The organism is Streptomyces sp. 891-h (genome assembly GCF_022760275.1).
GTDB classification, from domain to species: Bacteria; Actinomycetota; Actinomycetes; order Streptomycetales; family Streptomycetaceae; genus Streptomyces; species Streptomyces spirodelae.
In genome coordinates this window covers 1493206-1507658 of sequence record NZ_CP050693.1, presented here as the reverse complement: position 1 = coordinate 1507658, position 14453 = coordinate 1493206, and the positions used below count along the sequence as shown (strand labels likewise).

The 14453-nt window shown below is 73.3% G+C and carries 15 protein-coding genes; 7 read left to right on the top strand and 8 right to left on the bottom strand.

The window, feature by feature from the left end:
• Window positions 1–99: 99 nt before the first annotated feature.
• Window positions 100–1275, top strand: a complete 1176-nt coding sequence (locus HC362_RS06305) for a sensor histidine kinase (protein WP_243088390.1) — start codon at window positions 100–102, stop codon at window positions 1273–1275.
• Complete coding sequence (locus HC362_RS06300; protein ID WP_243082937.1) at window positions 1263–1907, top strand: response regulator transcription factor; 645 nt, start codon at window positions 1263–1265, stop codon at window positions 1905–1907. Before HC362_RS06305 ends, HC362_RS06300 begins: the two co-directional genes overlap by 13 nt.
• 69 nt (window positions 1908–1976) lie before the next feature.
• Here HC362_RS06300 and HC362_RS06295 read toward each other — a convergent pair whose 3' ends face one another.
• From HC362_RS06295 to HC362_RS06285, 3 genes are all read right to left on the bottom strand, one after another.
• Entirely contained in the window at window positions 1977–2342 is a 366-nt protein-coding gene (locus HC362_RS06295) for a VOC family protein (RefSeq protein WP_243082936.1), read from the bottom strand.
• Between the two features lie 107 nt (window positions 2343–2449).
• On the bottom strand, window positions 2450–3259 hold the full coding sequence (locus HC362_RS06290; protein ID WP_243082935.1) for a methyltransferase domain-containing protein: 810 nt from the start codon (window positions 3257–3259) through the stop codon (window positions 2450–2452).
• Window positions 3260–3386: 127 nt separating this feature from the next.
• Complete coding sequence (locus tag HC362_RS06285; RefSeq protein ID WP_243082934.1) at window positions 3387–3836, bottom strand: CBS domain-containing protein; 450 nt, start codon at window positions 3834–3836, stop codon at window positions 3387–3389.
• Between the two features lie 351 nt (window positions 3837–4187).
• On the opposite strand from HC362_RS06285, the gene HC362_RS06280 reads away from it, so the two are divergent.
• The 3 genes from HC362_RS06280 to HC362_RS06270 all read left to right on the top strand — a co-directional run bounded on the left by HC362_RS06280 (window position 4188) and on the right by HC362_RS06270 (window position 7844).
• A complete protein-coding gene (locus HC362_RS06280; RefSeq protein WP_243082933.1) occupies window positions 4188–5141 on the top strand; it encodes a SigB/SigF/SigG family RNA polymerase sigma factor in 954 nt (317 codons plus the stop codon).
• A 144-nt stretch (window positions 5142–5285) separates the two neighbouring features.
• Complete coding sequence (locus tag HC362_RS06275) at window positions 5286–6554, top strand: aminotransferase class I/II-fold pyridoxal phosphate-dependent enzyme (protein ID WP_243082932.1); 1269 nt, start codon at window positions 5286–5288, stop codon at window positions 6552–6554.
• A complete protein-coding gene (locus HC362_RS06270; RefSeq protein ID WP_243082931.1) occupies window positions 6555–7844 on the top strand; it encodes an MBL fold metallo-hydrolase in 1290 nt (429 codons plus the stop codon).
• 6 nt (window positions 7845–7850) lie between these two features.
• Here HC362_RS06270 and HC362_RS06265 read toward each other — a convergent pair whose 3' ends face one another.
• A complete protein-coding gene (locus tag HC362_RS06265; RefSeq protein ID WP_243088389.1) occupies window positions 7851–8495 on the bottom strand; it encodes a VTT domain-containing protein in 645 nt (214 codons plus the stop codon).
• Between the two features lie 20 nt (window positions 8496–8515).
• Entirely contained in the window at window positions 8516–9292 is a 777-nt protein-coding gene (locus HC362_RS06260) for an MBL fold metallo-hydrolase (RefSeq protein WP_243082930.1), read from the bottom strand.
• Between the two features lie 236 nt (window positions 9293–9528).
• Between HC362_RS06260 and HC362_RS06255 the strand changes: the two genes are divergently transcribed.
• Window positions 9529–11700: a phage holin family protein gene (locus tag HC362_RS06255; protein ID WP_243088388.1), complete on the top strand. Its 2172-nt coding sequence runs from the start codon at window positions 9529–9531 to the stop codon at window positions 11698–11700.
• Between the two features lie 8 nt (window positions 11701–11708).
• Here HC362_RS06255 and HC362_RS06250 read toward each other — a convergent pair whose 3' ends face one another.
• The 3 genes from HC362_RS06250 to HC362_RS06240 form a co-directional block, all read right to left on the bottom strand.
• The gene (locus tag HC362_RS06250) at window positions 11709–12785 is read right to left on the bottom strand and encodes an acyl-CoA desaturase (RefSeq protein WP_243082929.1); all 1077 of its coding nucleotides are present in this window, start codon (window positions 12783–12785) and stop codon (window positions 11709–11711) included.
• A 152-nt stretch (window positions 12786–12937) separates the two neighbouring features.
• The gene (locus HC362_RS06245) at window positions 12938–13249 is read right to left on the bottom strand and encodes a YrhK family protein (protein ID WP_243082928.1); all 312 of its coding nucleotides are present in this window, start codon (window positions 13247–13249) and stop codon (window positions 12938–12940) included.
• A 19-nt stretch (window positions 13250–13268) separates the two neighbouring features.
• Window positions 13269–14078 carry a helix-turn-helix transcriptional regulator gene (locus HC362_RS06240; protein WP_243082927.1) on the bottom strand — a complete coding sequence of 270 codons (810 nt, stop codon included), beginning with the start codon at window positions 14076–14078 and terminating at the stop codon, window positions 13269–13271.
• Window positions 14079–14146: 68 nt separating this feature from the next.
• On the opposite strand from HC362_RS06240, the gene HC362_RS06235 reads away from it, so the two are divergent.
• On the top strand, window positions 14147–14452 hold the full coding sequence (locus HC362_RS06235; RefSeq protein WP_243082926.1) for a 4a-hydroxytetrahydrobiopterin dehydratase: 306 nt from the start codon (window positions 14147–14149) through the stop codon (window positions 14450–14452).
• Window position 14453 lies beyond the last annotated feature (1 nt).

Genomic DNA, 14453 nt, shown 5'->3' with positions numbered 1-14453 from the left:
TGTTCCGGCCGTGGGCCCGTACTAGGCTCCGACGCCGTGCGAGGTGCCCGTGGCGGCGGCGAGAGCGGCGCAGCGAGAGCCGGAGACGAGAACGCCGACGTGGCATCCTGGCCGCCGCCTGCTCGGCCCGTACGCGGCCTCGGTGTGCTCCTCGGCTGCGCCACGGCGCTGCTCGGCCTCCTCTACTTCGTCCTCGCGGGCGTCGCCCTGGGTCCGTTTCTGCTGTGGCCGCTGACCCGCGGCGGTGCGCTGCGCCTTCTCATGGCGGGAGTGCGCGTGCTGACGGCGCTGGAACGCAGGCGCCGGTCCGTCTTCTTCGGCGACCGCTTCCCCGAGCACTACAAGGCATCCGACCAGAAGCTGCTGCGCTATCTGGCGGTCCGCTGCTGGACCGGGCTGCTGACCCTCGTGGTGCTGGGGCTGCTGGGCTTCGGCGCCATCCTGGCCGGGCTGGTTGCGGTGAGAACCGTGCAGGCGGCCTTCACCTGGGACGACTGGCTGGCGCAGCTGCTGCTCGGCGGGGTGCTGCTCTTCCTCGACCTCCAGGGGCTGCACTCGCTCGCCGGGCTGGACGAGCGCAGCGCACGGGAGTGCTTCGGCCTCTCCGAGCGGGAGCTGCTCCAGCGGCGTATCGACGAACTCTCCACCAGCCGGGCGGCGGTCGTGCACGCGGTGGATGCCGAGCGCCGGCGGATCGAACGGGATCTGCACGACGGGATGCAGCAGCGTCTGGTGGCGCTCGCGATGGTACTCGGCAGGGTCCGCAGGGGGCGCGATCCCGGCCGGGCGGAGGCGCTGCTGCGCCAGGCGCACCAGGAGGCCCAGGACATCGTCACCGAACTGCGCGAGGTGGCCTGGCGGATCTACCCCTCCGCGCTGGACAGCCTGGGGCTGCGGGAGGCGCTGGGCGGGGTGGCCGAGCGCAGTGCCGTTCCGGTGCGTACCGAGTTCGAGGTCGCCGAACCGCTGCCGCAGCCCGTCGAGACGGCGGCGTACTTCGTGGTGTCGGAGTCGGTGACCAACGCGGCCAAGCACTCCGGCGCCACCGCCGTCTCCGTACGGGTGACACTCCGCGCGGTCGGCGGCGCTCCCGGCGGCCCGGGGAAGGTGCTCGTGGTGCGTGTGCGGGACGACGGGAAGGGCGGTGCCGATCCGGCGGGCAGCGGGCTGAGCGGGCTGCGCGGCCGGGTGGCGGCGCTGGACGGCACACTGCGTATCGACAGCCCCCCTGGGGGACCGACCACCATCACAGCGGAGCTGCCGTGCGGGTACTGATCGCCGAGGACTCGACCCTGTTGCGGGAGGGGCTGGTGCGGCTGCTGGCCGAGGAGGGGCACGAGGTGCCCGCCTCGTTCGGGGACGCGGTCTCCCTGCTGAAGGAGATGGCCGAGCGGCAGCCGGATGTCGTCGTCCTCGACATCCGGATGCCCCCCACCCATACCGACGAGGGGCTGCGGGCCGCGCTGGAGATCCGCGAACGCTGGCCACATATCGGTGTCCTGGTGCTGTCCCAGCACATCGAGCGCAACTACGCGGCCCAGTTGCTGGCCTCCGACGCGCGAGGGGTGGGATACCTCCTCAAGGACCGCGTCGCGCAGGTCGAGGAGTTCCTGGAAGCCCTGGAGCGCGTCCGTGCCGGTGGCGCCGTCATCGACCCGGAGGTGGTACGGCAGTTGGTCTTCCGTACCACCCACGCGGACCCGCTGGCCCGCCTCACGCCCCGGGAGCGCAGCGTCCTGGAGGCCCTGGCGCAGGGGCACACCAACACGGCCATCGGGCAGAAGCTGCACATCTCGCTGAGCGCGGTGGAGAAGAACCTGGCCGCCGTCTTCGACAAGCTCGATCTGTCGCACACCACCGGCTACAACCGGCGCATCCTGGCCGTCCTGAGGTACCTGGAGTCCTAGCCGTCCAACCGCGCGAGCGGTCACGACGGCGCCGCGGTTCGCGGTGGACAGGGGGCAGGGGCGAGCAGGTCAGCCCTGCTCGGTGGTCCCCTGCTTCCGGTCCACGTACTCGAAGACGCTGCCGTCCGGGTGGCGGGCGACCAGGTTGCGGCCGATCGGGGTGGGCTTGGGGCCCGCGATGACCTGCGCTCCCACGGTGTGCAGGTCGGCCAGCGCGTCGTCCACGTCCTGCACCGCGAGGGTCGCCTTGACCTTGCTGAGCACGTTGAGGTGTTCCTCGGGGCCGCTCATCAGGAAGAACGGGCCGACGGCGGCGACCTCGACCGGACCGTTCTGGAAGCGCATCGCCTCCGCGCTGGCCAGCCGTTCGTACACCGGCACGGCGGCGTCCAGATCGTCGACACAGATACGCAGCGAGGTCCCCAGAATATCCATGGCACCACCCTAGAGGGGGCCGCGCGCTGTGCCGAACCACGGTGGCGGGGTGCGCAGTTGCGCCCGTGCGCGACGTGGTGTCCGAGGGCACCGCGGGGTGCACCCGGTCAGACGTGGCAGAGGAGCTCGCCGTGTACGACGGTGAACCAGCCGTCCTCCTGTTCGCCCCAGGCCCGCCACGCCTCGGAGATCCGGCGCAGGTCGTCGTGGGTTGCCAGGCCGCCGTCGACAGCGACCGCGGCGAAGTGGGAGGCCATGGTGCGCTCCGCCCACAGCCCGCTCCACCAGGCGCGCTCCTCGGGAGTGCTGAAGCACCAGGTGCCCGTGGAGACCGTGACATCCGTGAAGCCGGCCTGGCGTGCCCACGCGTGCAGCCGCCGTCCGGCGTCCGGAACGCCCCCGTTGGCCTCGGCGACCCTTCGGTAGAGGTCCAGCCAGTCGTCCATGCCGGGCACTTCCGGGTACCAGAACATGCCGCCGTAGTCCGCGTCCCGGACAGCCGCCACCCCGCCGGGTGCGCACACCCGCCGCATCTCGCGCAGCGCGCCCACCGGGTCGCCCACATGCTGGAGGGTCTGGTGCGCGTGTACGACGTCGAATGAGCCGTCCGCGAAGCGGAGGGCGTGCACGTCGCCGGTCGTGAACTCCGCGTTCGTCACGCCGCGTTCCGCCGCGGTCGCCCGTGCCTGCTCCAGCACCCCGGCCGCCGCGTCCAGCCCGGTGACCGAGCCCTGGGGCACCAGTGCCGCGAGGTCGGCCGTGATGGTGCCGGGGCCGCAGCCGATGTCCAGGACGCGGTGGTCCGGGCGCAGCCGGTCGAGCAGGTACCCGGCCGAGTTGACGGCGGTGCGCCAGCGGTGCGAGCGCAGGACCGAGTCGTGGTGGCCGTGGGTGTACACGGCGGTCTCGTGTGCCATTCGCGTACTGTAGCGGTGTGTCTTGCTATGCGAGCAAGAATGTTCCGCAATATGGACACTGCGCGTTGCGCACGGGAGAAGGGGGGAGGCAGCAGCGGGCAGCGGACGATCGACACGTTCGGGCCGGTCACCGCCGTTCGGTCGGGCCCTCCTCGGACCAGGTGTCCGGCGCCGCCCTGCTGATATGGGCCAGCGCCGAGTCGGGGTCGCTCTCCTGCACCAGGTCGCCGATACTCACCATCCCCGCCAGCCGGCCGCCCTCCAGCACCGGCAGCCGGCGCACCGTGTGTGCCCGCATCAGCTCGATCGCGGCCCCGACCTCCGTGTCGGGGGAGACGGTCACGGGGTCGGGCGTACAGGCGGACCCGCAGTTCGCACTCAACGGGTCGACCCCGTCCGCGACCGCGCGCAGGGTGATGTCCCGGTCGGTGAGCAGTCCGAGCAGCTTGCCGTCCTTGACGACCAGTACGTCGCCGATCTCCTGGGCTCGCATCAGTTGCGCGGCCTCCACCAGCGACGCCTCGGGGCGTACGGTCGTCGCCGCCGGTGTCATGACGTCTCTGACCGGCCGCGTCATTTTCCTCGCCGCTTCTCCCGGCATCATCGTCCTCGTCTCATCGTCTCCGGCTCGTCGTCTCCGGCCCGGTCGGACAGCACGGCGTACCCGCTGTGCGGCCCCCGACACCCTTGCGCCGCAAGGGAGTTGGCCCAACAGGCACGGGTGGGACGCCGCTGCGAAGGTCCGGTGGAGTTCGCGTGGACGGTCGGTCGCGGTCCGGTTTGCCGACCGGCACGTCGGGCACCCGCACTCCTGTGCTTCGGAAAGAAGGCACGTCCGCGGGAGCGACCTGTGCGCTTCGGTCCCCGGCCCATGCCTTCGCTGCCGCGGTGACCGTCTGACGACGCGACCGTTACGGGAGCACAGCCGATGACCGTCCGTATGACACGCTCCAGGCACCCGCACGACGACGCCCCCGACACCACCGCCGAGTTCCGCCGCATCGCCGAACTGCCCGAAGGACCCGAGAAGGAAGAGCTCCGCCAGCGCGTGGTGCGGGCCTGGATGCCCATGGCAGGGCGGCTGGCCAGGCACTTCCGCAACCGCGGCGAGGCCCTGGAGGACCTCGAACAAGTGGCCGCGCTCGGCCTGGTGAAAGCCGTCGCACGCTACGACATCTCGCGGGGCTGCGCCTTCGAGAGCTTCGCCGTGCCGACCATCGTCGGCGAGGTGAAACGGCACTTCCGCGACCACATGTGGGGCCTGCACGTGCCACGGCGCGTCCAGGAACTCCGCAACCGGGTGCGCAGCAGCCAGCGGGAACTCAGCCACACCCTGGACGGGCGCAGCCCGTCGGTCCGGCGGATCGCCGAGCACTGCGGCCTCAGCGAGGAGGACGTACTGCTGGGCCTGGAGGCACTGGAGAGCTACAGCACGCTGTCCCTGGACGCGGAGTTCCCCGGCGCTGACGACGGCTACTCCCTGGCCGACACCCTCGGCGACTCCGAGCCCGGCTTCGACAAGGTCGTCTACCGCGAGGCCGTCAAGCCGCGGCTGGCCCGGCTGCCCGAGCGGGAACGGCGCATCCTCTACATGCGGTTCTTCTGCGACATGACCCAGAGCCGGATCGCCGAGCAGCTGGGCATCTCCCAGATGCACGTCTCCCGGCTCATCAGCCGGACGTGCCGCCGCATCCACCACGAGGTCGAAGCCGACCGGCGCCTCGACCGCGACACCTCCCCCGGCGAGCGTGCGCCCGCACGGCACGAGGCGGCACGGCGCGAGCCGGCGCGGCCGGGTGCCGTACGGCGCGGAGCGTACCGCCGCGAGGCCACCCGGGCGCACCGCGCACACCGTGCGCACACCGGCCGCGCCGCTGCCTGAACAGCGGCCCGTGCCGGTGCGCGGACCGGCACGGGGACGAGCGCGGTGAGCGCCGAACCGCACGTGTCGCCGCTGCCGGTGTCACCCCCGTCTGCCAAGGTGTACGCAAGAAAGGTTGTCCGATAAGCGGCGGAGGCGGGAACGATGCGGCGCACGGACCAGGGTGACGGAGGGCACGCGAGCCCGCTCGCGGACCGGTCCGCGGCCGCCGTGCGCGAGGCGGCGTGCGGCTACTGGCACCGGCGCGGCCTGTCGGCCGAACCGGCGCGGGTCGCCGTCGCGCCCGGTGTTCCCCTGCTGCTGCTCGCCGTGCTCGCGGCCGCGGGCGCGGGAGAGTCAGGGCGCGGCAGCGTACTGCTCCCGCACCCGTGTCCCCCCTGGTACGCGCAGCAGGCGCGGCTGCTCGGCCGGGCGGTGCACACGGTGCCGGTCCCGGCGGAGAGCGGCGGCATCCCTGACCCGTTCGCGCTGCTGGAGGCCGTGCGCAGGACGCGTGGCGCGGGCGAGGTGCCGCAGGCCCTGGTGGTCTCCGTGGCCGACGACGTCACCGGGACGGCCCCGCCGCCCGAACTGCTGCACGAGGTGTGCGAGGCCGCCGTTGCCGAGGGCTTGCTGATCGTCAGTGACGAGACGTGGCGCGACACCTCGCACGACCCGCACGACACCGTCATCGTCAGCCCGGCCGAGATCCTCGCCGAGGCGGGCCGGGACGACCAGGTCGTGGTACTGGCCGGTCTCGACGCAGCGTTCGAGGCGGAGTCCGGGGCGCCGTCCGGCGGCGCCCGCGGCGCCGCGCCGCACCGGCCGGGACCCGCTCCCGGTATCGCCCGGTTCCCCGCCACGGGCCGCGGCGGGCTGCTGTGCGAACGGGCGCACGAGGTGCTGGACACGCTCCGTGCCGATCTGCCAGACCCGCTCGCGCAGGCGGCCGCCGAGGCGCTGCGGGAGCCCGCCGAACTGCTCTCCCGCCGCGCCACCGCGGCCCGGTGGTACGGCGGCCTGGCCCGTGCCCTGCACCGGGCGGTCACCGACGCCGGCGCCCTGTGCCGGCCCCCGCATCTGGGGTGGCACCTGTACGCCGACCTCGACCCGTTCCGGCCCCGTCTGGCCGCGCGCGGCATCACCGACGCGCCGGGACTGGAGGCCGAGCTGGTGCGTCGGCTCGGCCCCTACGCGCTGGGCGGGCACCGCTTCGGTGACGATCCGAGCGAGCTGCGGGTCCAGCTGACCACGGAGCTGCCCGCCGCCGCCCTCCCGCGCTCCGGACGGGGCCGGAGCGCAGGTCAGGCGGTCGATGAGGGAGGCACGGAGGCGACTGCCGCGACGGCCCCGGGGGAATTGCCGGGCGTGGCCGAGACGTTGGCACAGGTGCAGTCGGTGCTGGTCGACCTCACGGATGGGAGTCCTCAGTAGATGACCGAACGGACCGGGCAGCCCTCCGAGCGCTCACCCCTGCCCGAGGGAGCCGCCGCCTCGGAAACCCCCGAGACGGCCGAGACCCCGTCGGCCGGTACGAGCCCTGACGGCGCGAGCCCCGACAGCGCGGGCTCCAACGGCGCGAGCCCCAACGGCGCAGGCTCCACCGGGACGAGCCCCACCGGGACGAGCCGCAACGGGCCGGCAGCGGCGCCCCACGGCGCGGGTGCTTCCTGCTGTGCCGGGGGCGGCGGCCCGACCGGTCCCACCGACGTGCTCCTCCAGCCCCCGCCGCCCGCGCTCTCCCCGCCCCGTCCGGTCGGTGCCCGCCGGATCTGGCCCCGCTCGTTCGCCGACCGGCTCACCTCACCCCTGCCCGGGGTCCGTGCGATGGCCCGGCTCGCCCGCGAGGGCGCCATGCGGCCGATCGGCACCGCGCTCGCCGAGGAGATCCCCAAGCTCCCCTTCGAGCCCGGCCCCATCCCCGAGCCGGGGCCCGACGCCGTCTCCGTCACCTGGGCGGGGCACGCGAGCTGGGTGGTACGGATCGGCGGTCTGACGGTGCTGACCGACCCCGTCTGGTCGCGGAAGATCCTCGGCACCCCGGCGCGCATCACCCCCGTCGGGGTGGCCTGGCAGGATCTGCCGAAGATCGACGCCGTCGTCATCTCGCACAACCACTACGACCATCTCGACGTCCCCACCCTGCGCAGACTCCCGCGCTCCACCCCGCTGTTCGTACCGGCAGGGCTCGGCGCCTGGTGCCGCAAGCGCGGCTTCACCACCGTCACCGAGCTCGACTGGTGGGAGGGCGCCCAGCTGCCGACGCCCGAGGGGGAGCGGGTCCGCTTCGACTTCGTGCCCGCACACCACTGGTCCAAGCGCACCCTCACCGACACCTGCCGCTCCCTGTGGGGCGGCTGGGTGCTGACGGACCGGCACGGGCAGCGCGTCTACTTCGCGGGCGACACCGGGTACGGGCACTGGTTCGGCGAGATCGGCCGCCGCTACCCCGGCATCGACCTGGCGCTGCTGCCCATCGGCGCCTACGACCCGCGCTGGATGCTGCGCCCCGTGCACACCGACCCGGAGGAGGCCGTCCTCGCCTGTCAGGACCTGGGCGCGCGCCGGATGGCGCCGATGCACTGGTCCACGTTCCTGCTCTCGGCCGAACCGCCGCTGGAGCCGCTCACCAGGGTGCGGGCCGCGTGGCGCAAGGCCGAACGTCCCCGCGAGGACCTGTGGGACCTCCCGGTGGGCGCCTCCCGCGTGCTGGAGCCGGCGTAACGCCCCTCACGCCGTGTCAGGCCGCGATCCGCGCACCCGGCGCCACACCGCCGGAGCGGCGCTCACCGCCAGCGTCAGCGCGACGGCGGCGGCGATGCCCTCCCATGGCCGTGGGAAGAGCGAGCCGCCCGCGACGCCGATGAGCTGGTAGACGGCGGCCCACGCGAGGCAGGCCAGCACATCGCCGCGCGCGAACTCCCGCATCCGCATACGGGCCAGCAGGCAGGCGAGCATCACCGGGATGCGCCCGGCCGGGATCAGCCGGGACACCACCAGCACCGCCACCCCGTGCTCGCGCAGCCGTGCGTCGGCCTGCGCGAGCCGCTCCGGCGCCGCCCGTTCGCGCAGCGCCGTCAGCCAGCGCGAGCCGTTCTTGGAGCCGACCCCGCGCCTGCCCAGCCAGTACAGGCCCAGGTCGCCGAGGAAGGCGGCCAGCGAGGCGATACCGAAGACGGAGAGCAGGGCGAACACCGGCAGGCTCTGGTGCAGCGCCACCACGGCGGCGCCGCTGACCAGCGCTCCGGTCGGAACGACGGGCACCAGCGAACCGAGCACCACCAGCAGGAACAGCGAGGGGTAGCCCAGCGCCTGCTGGGTGGACTCCGGTGGGGGCACCACCGTCTCGGAGACGGTGCGGGCGACCGCGCCCAGACCGGCCGAGAGCGCACCGCTCACCTGTTCGCCTCCAGCCGCACGCTCTGACCGTGCTCCAGCAGATGCACGGTGACCTCGGGGGCCGGCCGCGCCGCCAGCCGCTTGAACTCGGCGCCGGGGGAGTGGAACTCGTGCGGCCTGACCGCGTCGAGGCCGACCGGCCAGTAGGTGCCGAAGTGCACCGGTACCGCACTGCGCGGCCGCAGCCGGGCCAGCGCCTCGGCGGCCCGCCGCGCGTCCAGATGGCCCTCGCCGAGGAAGGGGCCCCAGCCGCCGACCGGGAGCAGCGCGGTGTCCACCTCGCCGACCGCCTCCGCCATCCCGTCGAACAGCCCGGTGTCACCGGCGAAGTAGGTGCGCTCCTCACCCGTCACGACGAAGCCCAGCGCGGGCGCTATGTGCGGCCCCACGGGCAGCCGCCGCCCGTCGTGCGCGGCGGGCACGGCGCGTACGGTCACCGGCCCCGCGGCGATCTCGTCGCCGGGGGCCGCCTCGATCAGCTCCAGCGGTGGCGCCAGCCGCCGCAGCCCCGGGACCGCGCGCGGCGCGCCGCGCGGTACGACGACGCGGGTGCCGGGCGCCAGTTTGGCCAGCGACCCCAGGTGCAGGTGGTCGGCGTGCAGATGCGAGACGAGCACCAGGTCGGCGCCGGCGACCTCGGGCGGCGGCAGCGCACCGCGACGGCGCCGCAGGTGGGCGAGGCGGCGCACCAGCAGCGGGTCGGTCAGCACCGTGACCCCCGAGTCCCGCACGGTGGCAGTGGCATGCCCCCACCACGTGACCTCGACCGGCACGTGCTCTCCTTCCCGGGTCGGCTGCACTGGTTCCACGAGCCTATGCCGTCGCCTGCCGACATGGAGGGCCCCGCCCCGTCAGGGGCGCGGGGAACGGCGCGAGCAGCCACAAACAACCCGCAGTCCGCAACGAACGGACAGGGGCACCCCCTTTCCGGAATCGACCCCGGACGAGACTGTGCAAAAGTGGAGGATGCCCCATCAGCCGTGCGGGAGGAGACCTGACGGACGTGCACATGCCTCGCATCCAGTGGCGCAGGCTGGGCGCAGCCCTCCTGCGCGTCGGCACCGTCTGGCTGGTCAGCACCCTCACGATGCTCGTACTCGCCGGGGTGCTGCCGGATTTCAGGCTCCAGGCCGCCGGCGGCGACAGCGCCACCGTCATCGGCATCACCGCGGCAGCCGGCGCCGGCGCCTTCGGGCTGCTGAGCGCCCTGGTATGGCCGCTGCTGGTGCGCGCCTTCCTGCTGGTGCCGGCGCTGGTCCTCGGGCTGCTCGTCTTCTTCCTCAACGGGTCCCTGCTGTGGCTCGCCCTCTCCCTGATCCCCTACGGCCGGGGCAGCGCGGATCCGACGATGGCCGTCGTGGTGGCCGCAGCCATGTCCGCGGCCTCCTCGGCGACCAACGCGTTCCTGGCCGTACGGGACGACCGCGCCTACCGCCACCGGCTCGCCCGGATAGCGGGCCGCAGAAGGCGCAGGGAGGGCCAGGGTGCACCGCCCACCACGCCGGGCACCGTCTTCCTCCAGCTCGACGGGCTCGGGTACGGGGTGCTCAAGGAGGCGCTGGCGGCGCCGGAGGGCGGGGAGCCGCTGATGCCCGCCGTCGCCGCGCTGTGCGGGCGCACCCACCGGCTCACCCGCTGGCGCACCGACTGGTCCAGCCAGACCGGCGCCAGCCAGCTCGGCATCCTGCACGGCAGCAACGAGGACGTGCCCGCCTTCCGCTGGTACGAGAAGGAGACCGGCGAGGTCGTCGTCAGCAACCGGCCCACCAGCGCCGTCGAGCTCCAGCGCCGCGCCGTCGAGCGCACCGGCGATCTCGGGCTGCTGGCGCGGGACGGCGCCAGCCGCGGCAATCTGTTCACCGGCGGTGCCCGGCAGAACGCGCTGGTCCTCTCCGTCTCGGCACGCCGCGGCAAGGAGACCCGCTCGCGCGCCGGGTACTTCGCGTACTTCTCCGACCCCGCCAATGCCACCAGGACGGTCGTCTCCTTCGTCGCGGAGGCGGTCCGCGAGATCGTCCAGTCCACCCGGGCGCTGCTGCGCCGCGAACGGCCGCGGGTGGGCCGGGGCGGGCTGTACCCGTTCGTCCGCGCTTTCGCCACCGTCGTCGAACGGGACGTGGTGGTGGCCGCCGTCCTCGGCGACATGCTCAGCTGCCGTACCGCCGTCTACGCCGACCTGGTCGGCTACGACGAGGTGGCGCACCACTCGGGGCCGCGCGGCCGGGACACCCGGCAGGTGCTGCGCCGTCTCGACCGGTCGGTGCAGTTGATCGCCAAGGTCGCCGAGCGCGCCCCGCGCCCGTACCGGCTCGTGCTCCTGTCCGATCACGGCCAGAGCCCCGGCGAGAGCTTCGAGGAGGCGTACGGGCTGACGCTGGAGGACCTGGTGCGCGCCGGAAGCGGCCTCCAGGTGCCGCGCCGCGCCGGGCGCACCGTCAGCGGCTCGGAGGCGCGCACGGCGGCGCGCGCCGCGCTGCGCCGCCCCGAGGACTCGGGCCAGGAGGGGCCGCGTACGCCACGGCGCGACACCGGCCCCGTCGTACTGGCCTCCGGCAACCTGGGCCTGATCTCCTTCCCCGACCAGCCAGGGCGGCTGACCCGCGAACGCATCGACGAGCTGCGCCCTGCGCTGCTGCCCACGCTCGCCGAGCACCCGGGCATCGGCTTCGTACTGGTGCACAGCGCCGAGCACGGGCCCGTGGTGCTGGGCGCGGGCGGCTGCGAGCACCGGCTGGAGACCGGGGAGGTGGTCGGACCACGGGACCCGCTGGCCGTGTTCGGCCCGGGTGCGGCCGAGGCGGTGCTGCGTACGGCGCGGTTCCCGCACGCGGCGGACATCATGGTCAACTCCGCGTTCGATCCGCTCACCGGTGCCGTGCACGCCTTCGAGGAGCAGATCGGCTCGCACGGCGGGCTGGGCGGCGAACAGAGCGAGGCGTTCCTGCTGTCGCCGCTGGAGCTGTCGCCGCCGGTGGAGCCGGGCCGGGAGCTGGTCGGCGCGGAGGCCGTGCACCGGGTGCTGCGGCGCTGGCTCGCCGAGTCGGCCGAGCCCGGCCTGCCGGAAGGAGTGGAAGGGCCGGAGGGACCGGAGGAGACCGCCCGCGTCCCGGCTCCGCACACCCCGCAGACCCCGAGCACTCCGCACGCTCCGGACTCGCTGCCGGTGGTCCCCCGCGCCTGAGGTGCCCCTCAGGCGGACCGGGAGCCCTCGCGGATCGGGGCGCCCACCTCGCGCAGGTGGGTCAGGGCTTCGCGCCACGAGGTGATCAGCCCCGTCTCGTGGTACGGGACGCCGATCTCCGCGCAGTAGTCGCGCACCAGCGGCCGCGCCTTGCGCAGATGCGGGGTCGGCATACTGGGGAAGAGATGGTGCTCGATCTGGTAGTTGAGGCCGCCGAGGGCCAGGTCGGTGAGGAGTCCGCCGCGTACATTGCGCGAGGTGAGGACCTGGCGGCGCAGGAAGTCGGGCCGCTCGTCGCCCTTGAGGGTGGGCATGCCCTTGTGGTTGGGCGCGAAGATGCTACCCAGGTAGACGCCGAAGACCGCGTGGTGGACGAAGAGCACCGCGAAGGCCGTACCGACCGGCAGCGCCCAGAACAGCGCACCCAGATAGGCGGCGGTGTGCACCAGCAGCAGCCCGCCCTCCAGCCACCTGCGCTTCATGTGCGGCCGGCCCAGCGCGCGGAAGCTGGAGACGTGCAGGTTGAAGCCTTCCAGCGTCAGCAGCGGGAAGAACAGCGCGGCCTGGTGGCGTCCGATGAACCGGGGCAGCCCGCGTGCCTCGGCCGCCTGTTCCCGCGACCAGACCAGGATGTCGGGCGCGACGTCCGGGTCGAGGTCCTCGTGGTTGGGGTTGGCGTGGTGGCGGGTGTGCTTGTTCATCCACCAGCCGTACGACATCCCTATGCACAGGTTGCCGACCGCGCGGCCGAACACCTCGCCGGCCCGGCGGCCGCGGAAGACCTGGCGGTGCGCCAGATCGTGGGCGACCAGCGCGAGCTGGCCGTAGACCACGCCCAGGTACGCGGCGACGGCGAGCTGCCACCAGGAGGTGCCCACGGTGAACAGGGCCACCCATCCGGCGGCGAACGCCAGCCCGACGAGGGTGAGGCGTACGGCGTAGTAGAGGGGCCTGCGGTTCATCAGCCCGGCCGCCGAGATCCGGGCGGAGAGCCGCGAGAAGTCGCTGCCCTGCCGCCGGGCGTCCGGTGTGCGGCCGTGGCCGGGCGCTGTCCGCGACTGCGGTGCGTCGATGGCTGTCGTCATGCCCCCGAGCCTTCCGGCTGCGGGCTGCGGCCGACATCCGCGCAGCACGCCTATCGGGGCGGGTGGCTGCCCTCCTGTCCGGGGTGTAGCCAGCTACACCAGGTCTCCGGGACATCCCTGAGGGCCGCCTGGGGGAACGGCCCTTAAGGGGGTCAGTAGTCCTGGTCGGAGGCGCTCTCGCCGAGGGAGGAGCCCCGCACCTTCTGCAGGTGGAGATGGCGGCCGAGCCGGATCACGGGACGGATCATCAGCTCGACGCTGCCGAAGACGAAGCACCAGGTGCCGGTGCGGGTCCACTCCGGCGAGAAGAACATGACGCTGCCGATGAGGAACCAGACGGCGATCAGTATGTCGTTGGCGATGCTGAACGCCTCGTAGCGCTGCCGTACGACAAGTTCCTCCTTGCCGATGTGCAGTGTGATGCTGTCGGTATCGCGGTGGGGGCGCGGCGCTTTGTCGGACACGGGGCAGGACGCTAGTGGATCAGCCGGTCCGGTGCAGCGCCTTGGCGGTCGCCGGGTCGGCCGGGAGGAAGGTCTCCACGGCGAGCTCGGAGACGGTCACATCCAGGGGTGTGTTGAACGTGGCGATGGTGGACAGGAACGAGAGGGTCTGCCCGCCCTGCTCGATGACCATCGGGAGGGCGAAGCGCGTCTCGTCGGTGGTGACCTGCGCCGGGGCCCCGCCCCCGGGCACCGGATAGGCGGCGACCTCGTCGTGCAGGGCGCGCAGCGCGGGCGAACGGTGCAGCGCCAGCTGCCGGCTCATCTGGTCCAGCAGATGGCCCCGCCACTCGGCGAGGTTGCGGATACGGGGCGCCAGGCCCTCGGGGTGCAGGGTGATGCGCATGGCGTTCAGCGGCGGCTCCAGCAGGTGCGGGGCCACCCCGTCCAGCAGCGCCGCGATGCCCTGGTTGGCGGCCACCACCGTGTAGCAGCCGTCCAGTACCAGCGCGGGGTAGGGATCGTAGGCGGCGACCATCCGTTCGAGCGCCCCGCGTACCTGGTCGAGGGCCGGGTCGTCCAGCGGGGTCGCGGCGAAGGCCGGCGCGTAGCCCGCTGCCAGCAGCAGGGTGTTGCGTTCCCGCACCGGGACATCCAGCGTGGCCGCCAGCTTGAGCACCATCTCGCGGCTGGGCGCGGTGCGTCCCGTCTCGATGAAGCTGATGTGGCGCGCGGAGGAGTCGGCGCGCAGCGCCAGTTCCAGCTGGCTGAGCCCGGCGCGTTCGCGCCACTCGCGCAGCAGCATTCCTATGGCGGGCGCCCCCGTGGGCCCTTCGGTGACAGCGGTCATGGACCAGACGGTAACCGAACCCGCGTGGCAGGCTGGCTGCAGAATCAGCATCCGAGGAAGGGAACCCCATGGCGCCCCAGCCGCTGACCCCCGAGGAGACCGAGCAGGCGCTGGCCGGTCTTCCGCACTGGACGACCGACGGCGAGAGCGTCTCGCGCTCCTACTCGCTGGCCGGTCACCTTCCGGCGGCGGCGATGGCCCTGCACATCGCCGCGATCCAGGAGGAGCTGAACCACCATTCCGAGCTGACGCTGGGCTACAACTCCCTCTCGGTCACCGTCAACACGCACAGTGTCGGCGGCCGGATCACCGAGCTCGACATCGCCCTGGCCCGGCGGATCGAGGAGATCGCGCCGGGCCACGGCGCGAGCTGAC

Bases quoted from the DNA above. Each gene is read 5' to 3' on its own strand.
- HC362_RS06275 (WP_243082932.1), top strand. From the start codon at position 5,286: ATGCGGCGCACGGACCAGGGTGACGGAGGGCACGCGAGCCCGCTCGCG.
- HC362_RS06250 (WP_243082929.1), bottom strand. From the start codon at position 12,785: ATGACGACAGCCATCGACGCACCGCAGTCGCGGACAGCGCCCGGCCAC.
- HC362_RS06295 (WP_243082936.1), bottom strand. From the start codon at position 2,342: ATGGATATTCTGGGGACCTCGCTGCGTATCTGTGTCGACGATCTGGAC.
- HC362_RS06285 (WP_243082934.1), bottom strand. From the start codon at position 3,836: ATGACGCGGCCGGTCAGAGACGTCATGACACCGGCGGCGACGACCGTA.
- HC362_RS06280 (WP_243082933.1), top strand. From the start codon at position 4,188: ATGACCGTCCGTATGACACGCTCCAGGCACCCGCACGACGACGCCCCC.
- HC362_RS06255 (WP_243088388.1), top strand. From the start codon at position 9,529: ATGCCTCGCATCCAGTGGCGCAGGCTGGGCGCAGCCCTCCTGCGCGTC.
- HC362_RS06240 (WP_243082927.1), bottom strand. From the start codon at position 14,078: ATGACCGCTGTCACCGAAGGGCCCACGGGGGCGCCCGCCATAGGAATG.
- HC362_RS06235 (WP_243082926.1), top strand. From the start codon at position 14,147: ATGGCGCCCCAGCCGCTGACCCCCGAGGAGACCGAGCAGGCGCTGGCC.
- HC362_RS06290 (WP_243082935.1), bottom strand. From the start codon at position 3,259: ATGGCACACGAGACCGCCGTGTACACCCACGGCCACCACGACTCGGTC.
- HC362_RS06270 (WP_243082931.1), top strand. From the start codon at position 6,555: ATGACCGAACGGACCGGGCAGCCCTCCGAGCGCTCACCCCTGCCCGAG.